The sequence below is a fragment of the Ancylobacter moscoviensis genome (genome assembly GCF_007559435.1).
Classification (GTDB): domain Bacteria; phylum Pseudomonadota; class Alphaproteobacteria; order Rhizobiales; family Xanthobacteraceae; genus Ancylobacter; species Ancylobacter moscoviensis.
In genome coordinates, this window is sequence record NZ_VMBP01000003.1 from 70,550 (window position 1) to 83,795 (window position 13,246).

Annotated in this window: 12 protein-coding genes; 4 read left to right on the forward strand and 8 right to left on the reverse strand. The window is 68.2% G+C overall.

From position 1 onward, the window contains the following. Window positions 1–125 precede the first annotated feature (125 nt). Window positions 126–1,496, forward strand: a complete 1,371-nt coding sequence (locus tag FO470_RS10440) for an esterase-like activity of phytase family protein (RefSeq protein WP_144342907.1) — start codon at window positions 126–128, stop codon at window positions 1,494–1,496. 188 nt (window positions 1,497–1,684) lie between these two features. Here FO470_RS10440 and FO470_RS10445 read toward each other — a convergent pair whose 3' ends face one another. Then, entirely contained in the window at window positions 1,685–2,548 is an 864-nt protein-coding gene (locus FO470_RS10445) for a DMT family transporter (RefSeq protein WP_144342908.1), read from the reverse strand. Between the two features lie 205 nt (window positions 2,549–2,753). Here FO470_RS10445 and FO470_RS10450 point away from each other — a divergent pair, with 205 nt between their 5' ends. Then, window positions 2,754–3,458, forward strand: coding sequence for an alpha/beta hydrolase (locus FO470_RS10450; RefSeq protein WP_144342909.1), 705 nt, complete (start codon window positions 2,754–2,756; stop codon window positions 3,456–3,458). Between the two features lie 319 nt (window positions 3,459–3,777). Here FO470_RS10450 and FO470_RS10455 read toward each other — a convergent pair whose 3' ends face one another. From FO470_RS10455 to FO470_RS19855, 6 genes are all read right to left on the reverse strand, one after another. Beyond that, window positions 3,778–4,119 carry a hypothetical protein gene (locus FO470_RS10455; protein ID WP_144342910.1) on the reverse strand — a complete coding sequence of 114 codons (342 nt, stop codon included), beginning with the start codon at window positions 4,117–4,119 and terminating at the stop codon, window positions 3,778–3,780. A gap of 225 nt (window positions 4,120–4,344) precedes the next feature. Then, window positions 4,345–5,340 (reverse strand): class II fructose-bisphosphatase, encoded by a 996-nt coding sequence (gene glpX, locus FO470_RS10460; protein WP_144342911.1) that lies wholly within the window; start codon window positions 5,338–5,340, stop codon window positions 4,345–4,347. Window positions 5,341–5,353: 13 nt separating this feature from the next. After that, window positions 5,354–6,673, reverse strand: a complete 1,320-nt coding sequence (locus tag FO470_RS10465; protein WP_144342912.1) for a homoserine dehydrogenase — start codon at window positions 6,671–6,673, stop codon at window positions 5,354–5,356. 57 nt (window positions 6,674–6,730) lie between these two features. Then, window positions 6,731–7,948 carry an LL-diaminopimelate aminotransferase gene (locus tag FO470_RS10470; protein WP_144342913.1) on the reverse strand — a complete coding sequence of 406 codons (1,218 nt, stop codon included), beginning with the start codon at window positions 7,946–7,948 and terminating at the stop codon, window positions 6,731–6,733. Between the two features lie 131 nt (window positions 7,949–8,079). After that, a complete protein-coding gene (locus FO470_RS10475; RefSeq protein ID WP_144342914.1) occupies window positions 8,080–8,445 on the reverse strand; it encodes a hypothetical protein in 366 nt (121 codons plus the stop codon). Between the two features lie 252 nt (window positions 8,446–8,697). Next, on the reverse strand, window positions 8,698–9,207 hold the full coding sequence (locus tag FO470_RS19855; protein ID WP_144342915.1) for a hypothetical protein: 510 nt from the start codon (window positions 9,205–9,207) through the stop codon (window positions 8,698–8,700). 283 nt (window positions 9,208–9,490) lie between these two features. On the opposite strand from FO470_RS19855, the gene phaC reads away from it, so the two are divergent. Together phaC and FO470_RS19530 are read left to right on the forward strand one after the other, a co-directional pair. Then, on the forward strand, window positions 9,491–11,314 hold the full coding sequence (phaC, locus tag FO470_RS19680; protein ID WP_418655051.1) for a class I poly(R)-hydroxyalkanoic acid synthase: 1,824 nt from the start codon (window positions 9,491–9,493) through the stop codon (window positions 11,312–11,314). Further along, the gene (locus FO470_RS19530; RefSeq protein ID WP_186291922.1) at window positions 11,311–12,114 is read left to right on the forward strand and encodes a lysozyme inhibitor LprI family protein; all 804 of its coding nucleotides are present in this window, start codon (window positions 11,311–11,313) and stop codon (window positions 12,112–12,114) included. The genes phaC and FO470_RS19530 overlap by 4 nt, the downstream gene beginning before the upstream one ends. Before the next feature lie 18 nt (window positions 12,115–12,132). Here FO470_RS19530 and argC read toward each other — a convergent pair whose 3' ends face one another. Continuing rightward, window positions 12,133–13,188, reverse strand: coding sequence for an N-acetyl-gamma-glutamyl-phosphate reductase (gene argC, locus FO470_RS10495; RefSeq protein ID WP_144342916.1), 1,056 nt, complete (start codon window positions 13,186–13,188; stop codon window positions 12,133–12,135). Between the last annotated feature and the right edge of the window lie 58 nt (window positions 13,189–13,246).

Here is a 13,246-nt window from a genome sequence, read left to right on the forward strand (position 1 = left end):
GGCAGGAGCCGCGACGCCGGCGGGGAGCGTCATCGCTCCGTCATCGCTCCGTTGCTTGGCCGACATGGCGGCGGGTCAGGAAGGGCGCTCCCGGCTTCGCCGCCCCTTCCCAACGGAGAACCGCCATGGCCTGCATCGCCTCCCGCCACTCCCTGCTCGCGAGCGCCGCGCTGGCGCTCGTCGCCCTCGCCTCCTCCGGCGCCCGTGCCGACCAGACCTACCCCGCCACCCTCGCCGGCCACGCCGTGCTGCCGGCGGAGAGCTTCATCGAGATGCCGGCCGACGCGCCGGAAGACCTGAAGACCTCCGGCAAGTACACGACCGGCAAGCGCGTCGAGGCCATCGGCACGGTGGAAGGCAAGTCCGGCGGGCGTCCGACCGGCGTCTCCGTGCCGTTCAAGGGCCAGCCGCGCCAGGGGCATTCGGGCGTCAAGGTGATGCCGGACGGCACTTTCTGGATCCTCACCGACAACGGCTTCGGCTCCAAGGCCAACAGCTCGGATTCGGCGCTCTATCTCAACCGCTACAAGATCGACTGGGCCACGGGCGCCTTCGAGCCGGTCGAGACCGTCTTCCTCACCGACCCCGACAAGAAGGTGCCGTTCCGCATCGTCCATGACGGCACCGAAAAGCGCTATCTCACCGGCTCCGACTTCGACCTCGAGAGCTTCCAGATCATCGGCGACGACCTGTGGATCGCGGAAGAGTTCGGCCCCTTCCTGATCAAGGCCGACAAGACCGGCAAGGTGCTCGCCGTGTTCGACACGGTCGCCGGCGAGGCGCCGGTGCGCTCGCCCGACAACTACCTCGTCGCCTCCGCCGGCGCGCCGAACCAGCCGGCCGAGTTCAACGCCCGCCGCTCCAAGGGCTTCGAGGGCATGGCCGCCTCCAAGGACGGCAAGTTCCTCTACGCCCTGCTCGAAGGTCCGCTCTGGGACGCGGCGAAGAAGGACTGGCAGAAGACCGCCGACGGCAAGGAATTCCTGCCGATCCTCGAATTCGACGTCGGCCAGCAGAAGTGGACCGGCCGCGTGTGGCAGTACGTGCTGGAGCAGAACGGCAACGCGATCGGCGACTTCAACATGATCGACGGCACCACCGGCCTGATCATCGAGCGCGATAATGCCGAGGGCACTGCCGACAAGGCCTGCGCGGAAGGCACCAAGGGCCCGGACTGCTTCCACGACCTCGCCAAGTTCAAGCGCGTCTACAAGGTCGAGCTGACGGATGCGAATGTCGGCCAGCCGGTGCGCAAGATCGGCCATATCGACCTGATGAAGATCGCCGACCCCGACAAGAAGGCCCGCAAACCGCTCAATGACGGCGTGCTGACCTTCCCCTTCTTCACCATCGAGAATGTCGACGTGGTCGATGCCACGCACATCGTCGTCGGCAACGACAACAACCTGCCCTTCTCGTCGAGCCGCGACCCGAAGAAGGCGGACGACAACGAGATGATCCTGCTCGAAGTCGGCGATTTCCTGAAGGCCAAGTAAGGCTTCCACCGAACGCCGTCATGGCCGGGCTTGTCCCGAAGCCGGCAGTTGCCGGCTTCGGTTGTTGGAAGCGGAACTCAGGCAAGCCTGAGTTCCGGCCATCCACGACTTCAGACAGGCAGAAGAGAGGCGTGGATCCCCGGGCCAAGCCCGGGGATGACGTCAGGCCTATGTCAAATGGCGCTCCGTCACGCCGTGTCGGGCAGCGTAGTGGTCGGCTTGCGCAGGATCAGCGCCACGCCCACCACCATGACCAGCGCGCCGATGATCTTCACCGGCGACGGATCGTCGCCGATCAGCACGATGCCGAAAAGCACGGTGAGCAGCGGGTTGAGCATCGAATAGGGCACCACGGCATTGATCGAATGCCTCTGCAGCAGCCAGTACCAGATGCCATAGGCGATGATCGACGAGCCGACGGCACTGTAGAGGACCGAGAACCAGCCGTTCCAGCCGGCGGTGGCCACCATTCCCCAACGATCCGCCTCGAAGATCCACGACGCCAGCAGGAGCTGCGGGACCGAGAACAGCGACGACCAGCCCATCATCGTCATCGGCCGGATACCCGGCATCTGCTTGACGATGAGGTTCGTCACCGCCCAGCCGCTGGCGCTTACCACCAGCAGCACCAGCGACAGGGGCGGCGGCAGCGTCGGGCCGGCGGCGAGGATCACAATGCCGGCGACCGAGATGACGAGACCGGCGAGCCGGACGAGACCGAGCGGCTCGTGCAGCCAGAGGCAGGCCAGCAGCGTCGCGATGGGCGCACCCAATTGGATGACGACCGCGCTTGTTCCCGCCTCGGCATGCTCCAGCGCCGCGAAGAGCAGACCGAAATGGATGGTGCCGAAAGTGACGGACACCAGCAGCACGCCGGGCAGCTGCCTGCGCGAGAGGCGGGTGAACGGCACCAGCAGCGCCGAAACCAGCGTGAAGCGCAGCGCCGTGGTCAGCATAGGCGGGAGTTCCGCCACGCCCAGCTTGATGACGATCATGTTGAGCGCCCACAAGCAGATCACGGCGACGGCGAGCAGCTTGTCCCTGAGCGGCATTGCAGACCAGAAGGCGGGAGGACGCGGAAAGGCGGCCTCTGGGCGAACCGCTAGCCGCCGGCGCGGCATTCGAGTCGCGCGCGACAATGCCGCTGATAACGTTCCACCGTTCGCGTGCAAAGAGGCCGGCGGCAAGATCAGCCCTGCGTGCCCTTCATGGCACAGGGCGCGCGCTCGCCTTCTTGCGTGAACCGGCGGGCGCACTATGGTGCGCGCCATGCTCAACCTGTCCCTGCTCGGCCGCCTCGACTTCCGCCACGCCGCCCCGACCCGCCCGGCGCTTCCCGCCGGCCGTCACGATCTCGGCCTGTTCGATGAGCGCGACTATGTGCTGGTCGTGCCGGAGGGCATCGATCCGGCCCGGCCGACGCCGCTGATGACGCTGTTCCACGGCGGTGGCGGCAGCGCCGAGAAGATCATGCCGATCATGCGCCGGCATGCGGAGGAGCGCGGCTTCCTGCTGCTGGTGCCGCAGTCGCAGTTTCCCACCTGGGACATCGTGATCGCCGGCAACGGGCCCGACCGCGAGCGGCTCGACCGCGGCCTCGCGGAGGTCGCCTCGCGCTTCACGCTGGACCCGGATCATTTCGCCTTCGCCGGCCATTCGGACGGCGGCAGCTACTCGCTGTCGACCGGGCTGAGCAACGGGCAGATCGTCTCCCACATCCTCGCCTTCTCGGCCGGCTTCATGACCGTGCTGGCGCAGGAGGGCTCGCCGAAGGTGTTCGTCGCCCACGGCCAGCAGGACACGCAGACGCCGATCAACACCGCCGGCCGCGCGCATGCCGCCAAGCTGCGGGGCGCGGGCTACGAGCTCACCTATATCGAGCATCCCGGCCCGCACGCCTCGCAGCCGGACATGGTGCAGCTCGGGGTGGACTATTTCCTGAAGGGCGCGGCGCGGGCGTAATCCCGTTTTCGTCGGCCGTCATCCCGGACGGCCAAGGCCGGCCCGGGATCACACGCCGGATGGAAAGCGATCCCGGCTCTCCGCTGCGCCCCGGCCGGGATGACGAGGGTTGAAGGCAGTCGCCCGAGGCCGCCGATCATTACCCACACTACACGACGTCATGCCCGGCCTCGGGCTGGGCATCCACGACTTGACGGGGACAGACCGAAAAGCGTGGATGGCCCGGCCCGGCCATGACGGCCTTCAGATCGGCACCGCCGGAAAACAAAAAGGCCGGCCCCGTGGCCGGCCTTCCCTCATGTCGTCGGCGAAGGCGCGCTCAGGCGACCTTCTTCACCGTCTTGGCAATCTCGGCGAGATCGGCCTCGTACTTGGCGACCAGCGCCGCGAAGGCCTCCGGGCTCTGCTTCAGCGCGACCGACACGTCCGAGGCCCAGGTGGTGTGGCGCAGGGTGAAGGTGGTGGTGGCCGAGGAGCCGTGCTTCTTCGAGAAGCGCACGTTGAGCTTGAACGGGATCGGCTCGGCGGCGAGGTAGCTGGTGGTCGGGTGCTCCTTGACGAAGGCCGCGAAGGTCTCGGCGACCTCCTTGAACTTGTCGGCCTCGATGAGCGTGTCGATCTTGGCCAGCAGGGCGGGAAGCGCGGAATGGGGGGCGGGCATGGGTCGTTCCCTTTGGCTTTGGCAATTGGCTTTGCGTTCTCCCGGGCGCAATCGCGTGGACCGCGCCCCGGCGATGCTCTGGTATACAGCACACCGAGCCGTCGCCAAAGCCCCCCGGCGGCCGTGAACGGGCTTTCCCGAACGGCCATTCCCAGAGAAATACGGTCAAAGAAAAAGGCGGGGCGCTCGCGCACCCCGCCCGGAATGGAACGGCGACCGGCGGTCTCAGCCGAGATGGAACTTGGAGAGGTCGCGGTGCTCGGCCTCGATCCAGCGCACCGTGCCGGTGGCCGAACGCATGACGACGGTGTGGGTCTTCACCACGCCCTTGTCGTACTTCACGCCCTTGAGCAGGTTACCGGTGGTGACGCCCGTCGCCGCGATCAGGCAGTCGCCGCGCACCATGTCGGTGATGGTGTAGATCTTCTTCGGGTCGGTGACGCCCATCTTCTTGGCGCGCTCGCGCTTCTCCTCGGTGTCGAGGATGAGGCGGGTGTACATCTCGCCGCCGATGCAGCGCAGGGCCGCGGCCGCCAGCACGCCTTCCGGCGCGCCGCCGGTGCCGAGATAGATGTCGACGCCGGTCTCTTCCGGGTTGGTGGTGTGGATCACGCCGGCAACGTCGCCGTCGGTGATGAGCTGCACGGCCGCGCCGGTCTTGCGCACCGCCTCGATGATCGCCGCGTGGCGCGGGCGGTCGAGGATCAGCGCCGAGATCTCGGACGGCTTCACGCCCTTCGCCTTGGCGAGCGAATGGATGTTGTCCTCAGGCGAAGCGTCGATGTCGATCGTGCCCTTGGGATAGCCGGGGCCGATGGCGATCTTCTCCATGTAGACGTCCGGCGCGTAGAGCAGCGTGCCGCCCTCGGCCATCGCCATGACGGCGATGGAGCCCGGCATGTTCTTGGCGCAGAGCGTCGTGCCTTCCAGCGGGTCGACGGCGATGTCGACCGCCGGACCCTTGCCGGTGCCGACCTCCTCGCCGATGAACAGCATCGGCGCCTCGTCGCGCTCGCCCTCGCCGATGACGATGCGGCCGGCGATGGGCAGGCGGTTCAGCTCGCGGCGCATGGCGTCCACCGCCGCCTTGTCGGCCGCCTTCTCGTCGCCGCGGCCGCGCAGGCTCGCGGAAGCAACCGCCGCACGCTCGGTGACGCGCACCAGCTCAAGCGTCAGGATACGCTCGAGCGCCTGGCCCGCCTTGACCGTAATCTCCGCCATCGTCCCAGCCCTCTCAGTCCTTCTCGATCCGTATCACCTGCGGCGGCGAGGCGATAACGCCATCGAGATCGATGGCGTCGATCGCGCGGCGCACCGCGTCTTCGTTGGTGGCGTAGGTGATGAGCACCACCGGCGCCGGGTCTTCCGCGCTTTCCGCGCGCTCGCCGCCATGCGGGCGGCCGCGCCGGTGCTGCATGATGGACTCGAGCGAGATGTTCTGCTCGGCCATATGGCGGGCGATGGCCGCCGCCGTTCCAGGCCGGTCGACCGCCGCAAGGCGGATATAATACCCACCTTCATGACGCTGGATTGCTGCCTTCTCCGCCGGCCGCAGGGTTTCCGCCCGCCAGCCGAAGGGCGCGCCGCCCCGGCCGGCGGCGACGTCGCACAGATCGGCGACGACGGCGGAGGCCGTCGCGTCGCTTCCCGCGCCGGGACCGACCAGCGTCAGCCCCACCGCGTCGCCGTCGATCGCCACCGCGTTGGTGACGCCGGAGACCTGGGCGATGGGCCAGTGCTTGGGCACCATGGTGGGGTGCACGCGCAGCTCGACCGCATGGCCGGTGCGGGCGGCGACGCCGAGCAGCTTGATGCGGTAGCCGAGCTCGTCCGCCGCCTCGATGTCGGCGAGCGTGATGGTGCGGATGCCCTCGACGTGGATCGCGTCCGGGTCGGGCTTCACGCCGAAGGCGAGCGCGGCGAGCAGGGAGAGCTTGTGGGCGGTGTCGAAGCCGTCGACGTCGAAGGTCGGGTCGGCCTCGGCATAGCCGAGCTGCTGGGCCTGATCGAGGCAGGCGTCGAAGGACAGCCCCTCCTCCTGCATCCGCGTCAGGATGTAGTTGCAGGTGCCGTTGAGGATGCCCGAGACGCGGGTGATCTCGTTGCCGAGCAGCGCCTCGCGCAGGGTCTTGATGACGGGGATGCCGCCGGCGACCGCCGCCTCGAAATGGATGCCGACGCCCTTCTCCTCCGCTGCGCGGGCAAGCGCGACGCCGTGATGGGCGAGCAGCGCCTTGTTGGCGGTGGCGATGTCGTGGCCGGCGGCGATGGCCGCCTCGACGGCGGCCTTGGCGACGCCGTCATGGCCGCCGATCAGTTCGACGAAGACGTCGATGTCGGGATCGCGGGCCAGCTCGACGGCATCGTCGTACCAGCGCATGCCGGAAAGGTCGCAGTCGCGGTTGCGCGAACGGTCGCGCGCGCTCACCGCCACCACCTCGACCGGCCGGCCGATCCGCGCCGCAATCACGTCCCCGCGCCGGGCCAGCATACGCACCACGCCCGCGCCGACCGTACCGAGGCCGGCGATGCCAATTTTCAGCGGCAGCGCCATAGTTTGTCCGAACTCAACAAAAGACCAGGAAACGGCGCCGCCCGAGAGGAGCGAGCGTCAACGCGCCGCGGCGAGAGGGACGACGTTGTGCAATGTTTCCGCGCCCGTTTCAAGGAAGCGGCGGACATTGCGGGCCGCCTGACGGATGCGCTGCTCGTTCTCCACAAGGGCGATGCGCACGTAATCGTCGCCATGCTCGCCGAAGCCGACACCCGGCGCGACGGCAACGTCGGCCTTCTCGATCAGCAGCTTGGCGAACTCGACGCTACCGAGGTGGCGGAACTTCTCGGGGATCGGCACCCAGGCGAACATGGAGGCCGAGGGCGAGGGAATGTCCCAGCCGGCCTTGCCGAAGCTGTCCACCAGTACGTCGCGGCGCTTCTTGTAGACCGAGCGCATATCGGCGATGCAATCCTGCGGGCCGTTCAGCGCGGCGGTCGCCGCCACCTGGATCGGCGTGTAGGCGCCGTAGTCGAGATAGGACTTCACCCGCGCCAGCGCCGCGATGAGGCGCTCGTTGCCGACCGCGAAGCCCATGCGCCAGCCGGCCATGGAGAAGGTCTTCGACATGGAGGTGAATTCCACCGTCACGTCCATCGCGCCGGGCACCTGAAGCACGGACGGGGGCGGCACATCGTCGAAATAGACCTCGGAATAGGCGAGGTCGGAGAGCACGATGAGATCGTGCTTCTTCGCGAAGGCGACGACGTCGCGGTAAAAATCGAGATCCGCCACGCAGGCCGTCGGGTTCGAGGGATAGCAGAGCACCAGCGCCAGCGGCGAGGGAATCGAGTGCGCCACCGCGCGCTCCAGCGCATGGAAGAATTCCGGCCCCGGCTCGCACGGCACCGAACGGATCGCCGCTCCCGCCATGAGGAAGCCGAAGGCGTGGATCGGGTAGCTGGGGTTGGGCACGAGGATCACGTCGCCCGGAGCGGTGATCGCCTGCGCCATGTTGGCGAAGCCTTCCTTCGAGCCGAGGGTCGCGACCACCTGCGTGTCGGGATTCAGCTTCACGCCGAAGCGGCGCTCGTAATAGGCCGCCTGCGCGCGGCGCAGGCCCGGAATACCCTTGGACGCCGAATAGCGGTCGGTGTGGGGCTTGCCGATGGTCTCCTTGAGCTTCTCGGTCACATGAGCCGGGGCATCGAGATCCGGGTTGCCCATGCCGAGGTCCACAATGTCGGCGCCGGCGTTACGGGCGGCGGCCTTCACGCGGTTGACCTGCTCGAACACGTAAGGCGGCAGCCGGCGGATACGATGGAAATCGGTCATGGGTCTCAAGCTCCAAGCCGTTCCTTCTCTCATGGGAACGGCGCAACGAGCGCTACATATCACTCTTCACGCGCCCGCACATCGACGGATGTCAGCCTAAATGGGCAGAAGAATGATGTCCCTGCCGGGAATTACGGCTGATCCTGACTTTCTTCTTCCTCGATCTGCCGCTGCAGCTTGCTCTCGCGTTCGCGGGCGAGCGTTTCAAGGTCCTGCTGCAGCTTGGAGGACTGATCCTTGCTCATCACCGGCATGTCGCCGACCTGGGCGGGCGCACCGAAGCTGGGATAGGGCTTTTCCTTCTCCTTCTCGCGCCCCTTGGGCGCCGGGGCGGCGCGCGAACCATCGGTCTGCGCCGTCAGCGGCGCTGTTCCGGCTGATGCGGCTCCGGTTGATTCGGAGGTGGAGGCGGGGCTGGAGGTAGCCGTGTCGAGGGCCTCGTTCGATATTCCGCCCGAAGCGCAGCCGCCGAGCAGCAGCCCGGCAAGAACGAGCACGGCGGCTCCCGGACGGCTCCAACCCTTCCAATCCCTGCGGCGCAAACCCGGCCTCTCCGAAACTTCCGGCAACGCTTTCCCCCTCCGGCCTGTTACGCACTCGCTAGCACCGGATGGCGCGTCTATTATGGCTACCTATGAACGCACCTACCCGCGGGGACAAGCGGTGAGCAACCGTCGCACGAGCAGGATACCGGCCAATCCTTCGATGCCCAAGTCAGCAATTCCACTCGTCGCTTCCGAACCCGCGTCTCAGACACCGCCAGCGCCTCCGGCGAAGGAAACCGCTGGCGCGAAGCCGGCCGCGGCATCCAAATCCGTGAAGGCATCGGCCGCCAAGCGCGCGCCAGCCAAGGCAGCGGGCAAGGCTGCCGGCAAGGCCTCTGCCCCCGGCTCGGTTGAGCCCAGGCTCGCGCCATCCAAGCCGAGCGCGGCGGGCAGGTCGCGGCAGGTCGCGGCAAAGTCGGCGGCCACGCCGACCGCTACCAAGCCGGCCGCTGCAAAGGCGACGGCTGCCAAGGCCACCGCCGGCAAGACACCGCCGGCCAAGACGCCGCCGGCCAAGCCGGCAGCGAAAGCGGCGACCAAGCCGACGGCGAAGATCGCGGCACCGAAGACCGCAACCTCCGGGACCGCTGCGCCGAAGGCTCCGGCGTCGAGGCGCCGTACCGGGGAAAGGCACGCCGCCTCGAACGTGCCCACGCCGACGGCGTCCGCCCCCACGTTCCCCTCCCCGAAGACCGCCTCGGCGAAAGCCGGCAAGGCCAAGGCCCCTGCTGCGCCGGCACGAGCCGGTGCCCACGGTGCGGCCCCGGTGAAGACGTCACCCAAGACGCCCGCGCCGCCGGTCGCCCCCCCGCCTGCGACAGGCGAGGCGACAACGGCAAAGCCGGCCACCGGCAACTCCGCCGCTGCCGCCAAGCGCGCCCGCGCGGCCGCCGTCCGGCGTGGGACGACCACGCGGCGCGGCGCCACGATTCCGACGGCCGCCCCCCGTGCCCCGCTCCAGCCGCCGCCGACCCGGCCGGCACCCGCCGCCGCTCCCATGCCGGCCCCGCACGCCTCGACCACCCCCGAGGAAGCCGCACGGGCCGCGGCCGGGCCCATCGACCTCGAGGTCTTCGCGGCCAATCTGGCGCGCATGATGGAGGAAGGCGGGCGGGCCATGGCCGCCTATCTGCGCCCGCGCGAGGACGGCCGGATCAAGGACGAGGTCGCCGAGGACCTCGCCGACGTCGCCAAGACGCTCGGCAATGTCGCGGAATACTGGCTCGCCGATCCGCAGCGGACGGTGGAGGCGCAGTCGCGGCTGATCGGCGGCTACCTGTCGCTGTGGTCCTCGGCGCTGAAGAAGCTCAGCGGCAAGAAGGCGCGCCCGGTCGTCGAGCCCGGCGCGCGCGACGGGCGCTTCGTCGACCCCGAATGGACCTCCAACCCGTTCTTCGACGCCCTCAAGCAGGCCTATCTGCTCACCGCCAACTGGGCGGAGAACATGGTCGAGGAAGCCGAGATCGAGCCGCACACCAAGCACAAGGCCGAATTCTACGTGCGCCAGATCGCCAGCGCGGTCTCGCCCTCGAACTTCGTGCTCACCAATCCCGAGCTCCTGCGCACCACGCTGGCCTCCAACGGCGCCAACCTCGTGCGCGGCATGAAGATGCTCGCCGAGGACATCGAGGCCGGCGGCGGCGACCTGAAGATCCGCCAGACCGACAACTCGAAGTTCCGGGTCGGCGAGAATCTCGCGGTGACGCCCGGCAAGGTGATCTTCCAGAACGAGCTGATGCAGCTCATCCAGTACGCGCCGCAGACCGAGACGGTGCTGGAGACGCCGGTGGTGATCATCCCGCCGTGGATCAACAAGTTCTACGTGCTCGACCTCTCCCCCGAGAAATCCTTCATCCGCTGGGCGGTGGCGAACGGGCTGACGGTGTTCATGGTGTCCTGGGTCAATCCCGGCCCCGAACTCGCCGGCAAGAGCTTCGACGACTACATGCGCGACGGCGTGCTGACCGCCTTCGAGGTCGCCAAGAAGGCCTGCGGCACCGAGCAGTTCCACGCGGTGGGCTATTGCGTCGGCGGCACCATGCTGGCGATGACGCTCGCCTGGCTGGCGGCGGCGGGCAAGGATGTCGGCGTGCGCAGCACGACCTTCCTCACCACCCAGGTCGACTTCACCTATGCGGGCGACCTGAAGGTGTTCATCGATGAGGAGCAGGTCGCCAATCTCGAACGCAAGATGCTGGAAGCCGGCGTGATGGAAGGCCGCCAGATGGCGAACGCCTTCAACATGCTGCGGGCCAACGACCTGATCTGGCCTTATGTCGTGAACAACTACCTGAAGGGACAGGCGCCCTTCCCGTTCGACATTCTCTACTGGAACGCGGATTCGACACGCCTTCCGGCCGCTAACCACTCCTTCTATCTGCGCAATTGCTACCTCGATAACAGGCTTGCCCAGGGCAGCCTGATGTTAGCCGGCAAAATGCTAAAGCTGAAGGACATCGACATGCCGATCTACAGCGTGGCGACCCGCGAGGACCATATCGCGCCGGCCGCCTCGGTGTTCCTCGGCGTGCAGCTCTTCGGCAATTCCGGACGCTTCGTGCTGGCCGGCTCCGGCCACATCGCCGGCGTCATCAATCCGCCCGAGCGCGGCAAGTACCAGTACTGGACCGGCGGCCCGCCGACCGGCAAGCTCGACGACTGGATCGCCAGGGCCGAGATGCATCCGGGCTCGTGGTGGCCGGACTGGCTCGACTGGATCGAACGGCAGGATGGGCGCCGCGTGCCCGGGCGCGTGCCGGGCACGGGCCCCTTCCCCGCCATCGAGGACGCGCCGGGCAGCTATGTGAAGGTGAAGGCGTGAGCCGTATTTCCGCGGCAACGCTGGTGGTGCTGGGCCTCGCCCTGCCATCGCTGGAGGGCACGCCGGCGGCCGCGGCCAGCTTCGATTGCGGCCGCGCGCGGACGCCGGACGAGCGCGCCGTCTGCGCCAGCCCCGCGCTCTCGGCGCTCGACAGCGAGATGGGCGCGCTGTGGTACGCCTATAGCCGTTTCCCGCTGCTGATGGGCGCAACCGGCGCCCGGCGGGACGACGCGCAGGCTTTCCTGACCGCGCGCGGCGCATGTGGCGCCGATGCGGCCTGCCTCGCCCGCCTCTATGCGGCGCGCATCGCCACGCTGAAGGAGCAGGTCGCCAGCGCCATCGACAATCTGGCGCGGCAGGCCGATGCCGATGCTCCGCCCGCTCCCCCGGCGCCGCAGCCGGTGATCGACCGCATCGCCGCCTTCGGCCAGCAATGCCGCGAACTCGGCGGCAGTCTGATGGGCAATGCCGCCCCCGAAACCATGACCGGCGACCTCGATCGTGACAGCAGGCCCGACTACGTGCTGAACAGCGCCAACCTGCGCTGCGAAGGCGCGGCCACCGCCTTCTGCGCCAATGACGGCTGCACGGTCGCCGTCGCCCTGTCGAGCGCCGGCTACGCGCCGCTCGACCTGCGCGGGGCGAACCCGACGCTGGCGCAGGAGGGCGATGCCACCACGCTCGCGCTTTGGGTCGATCGCTTCACGTGTGACGGCGCCAAGCCGGGCGACGCCTGCTGGAGCACGTGGCGATGGGACGGCTCGACTCTCAAGGCGAGCCTCGCCGTCCATCCGCAGTGAGCGGCCGGGAATGAACGCTCAGGGGAAGAGAGCGATCTGCTCCAGCCCCAGCGTCTCGGGATAGCCGAGCACGAGGTTCATGTTCTGCACCGCCTGGCCGGAAGCGCCCTTCACCAGATTGTCGGTCGTCGCGATGACGATGACGCGGTCGGGCGCGCGGTCCTGGATCACGCCGATGAAGGCCATGTTGGAACCCTTCACGAAGCGCGACTGCGGAACCTGGCCCAGCGGCAGGACGTGGACGAAGGGTTGCCCCTTGTAGAAGTCGGCCAGGACGCGATGGACGCCCTGCGCGCCGACGCCCGCTCCGGTCTTCAGATAGATCGTCGCGTAGATGCCGCGACTCATCGGGATGAGGTGCGGGGTAAAGCTCGGCACGATGCTGCGGCCGGCGGCCTTGGAGAATTCCTGGTCGAGCTCCGCCATGTGGCGATGGCTTCCCACGCCATAGGCGTGCATGCCATCCGTCACCTCGGCGTAGAGCAGCGATTCCTTGGCGGAGCGGCCGGCGCCGGTGACACCGCTCTTGGCATCGATGACGATCTGCTCGGGGTCGATGGCGCCGGCTTCGATCAGTGGCACCACCGGCAGGATGGCGGTCGTGGTATAGCAGCCGGGATTGGCGACCAGCCGGGCCTTGCGGATATCGTCCCGGTACAGCTCGACGACGCCGTAGACGGCCTCCTGCTGGAGCTCCAGAGCCTGATGCGGATGGCCGTACCAGCGCTCATAGGCGCCGTCGTCGCGCAGCCGGAAGTCCGCCGAGAGATCGACGACCTTCACATGCGGCGCGGTCTCGAAGACCTTCTTGATCACCAGCTGGGTGGTGCCGTGCGGCAGCGCGCAGAAGACGAGATCGACGTCCTTCCACGCCACCTCCTCGATGGTGATCAGCTTCGGCAGCGCGAAGGGCGCGAATTGCGGGAACACGTCCGCCACCGCCTGCCCCGCCTTGCGGTCGGCGGTGAGGGCGACGATCTCCACGCGCGGATGGCGCAGCAGCAGGCGCAGCAACTCCGAGCCGGTGTAGCCCGAGGCCCCGAGGATGGCGATCCGCGCCTTGCTCTCCGTCATGGTGGCATTCCTTCCTGCCGGCGCGGCCCGCCACGATGGCGGCCTGCGCGCATGGACG

Bases quoted from the DNA above. Each gene is read 5' to 3' on its own strand.
- glpX (WP_144342911.1), bottom strand. From the start codon at position 5,340: ATGGCGGAGATTACGGTCAAGGCGGGCCAGGCGCTCGAGCGTATCCTG.
- FO470_RS10465 (WP_144342912.1), bottom strand. From the start codon at position 6,673: ATGGCGCTGCCGCTGAAAATTGGCATCGCCGGCCTCGGTACGGTCGGC.
- FO470_RS10445 (WP_144342908.1), bottom strand. From the start codon at position 2,548: ATGCCGCTCAGGGACAAGCTGCTCGCCGTCGCCGTGATCTGCTTGTGG.
- argC (WP_144342916.1), bottom strand. From the start codon at position 13,188: ATGACGGAGAGCAAGGCGCGGATCGCCATCCTCGGGGCCTCGGGCTAC.
- FO470_RS10455 (WP_144342910.1), bottom strand. From the start codon at position 4,119: ATGCCCGCCCCCCATTCCGCGCTTCCCGCCCTGCTGGCCAAGATCGAC.
- FO470_RS10450 (WP_144342909.1), top strand. From the start codon at position 2,754: ATGGTGCGCGCCATGCTCAACCTGTCCCTGCTCGGCCGCCTCGACTTC.
- phaC (WP_418655051.1), top strand. From the start codon at position 9,491: ATGCCGGCCCCGCACGCCTCGACCACCCCCGAGGAAGCCGCACGGGCC.
- FO470_RS10440 (WP_144342907.1), top strand. From the start codon at position 126: ATGGCCTGCATCGCCTCCCGCCACTCCCTGCTCGCGAGCGCCGCGCTG.
- FO470_RS10470 (WP_144342913.1), bottom strand. From the start codon at position 7,948: ATGACCGATTTCCATCGTATCCGCCGGCTGCCGCCTTACGTGTTCGAG.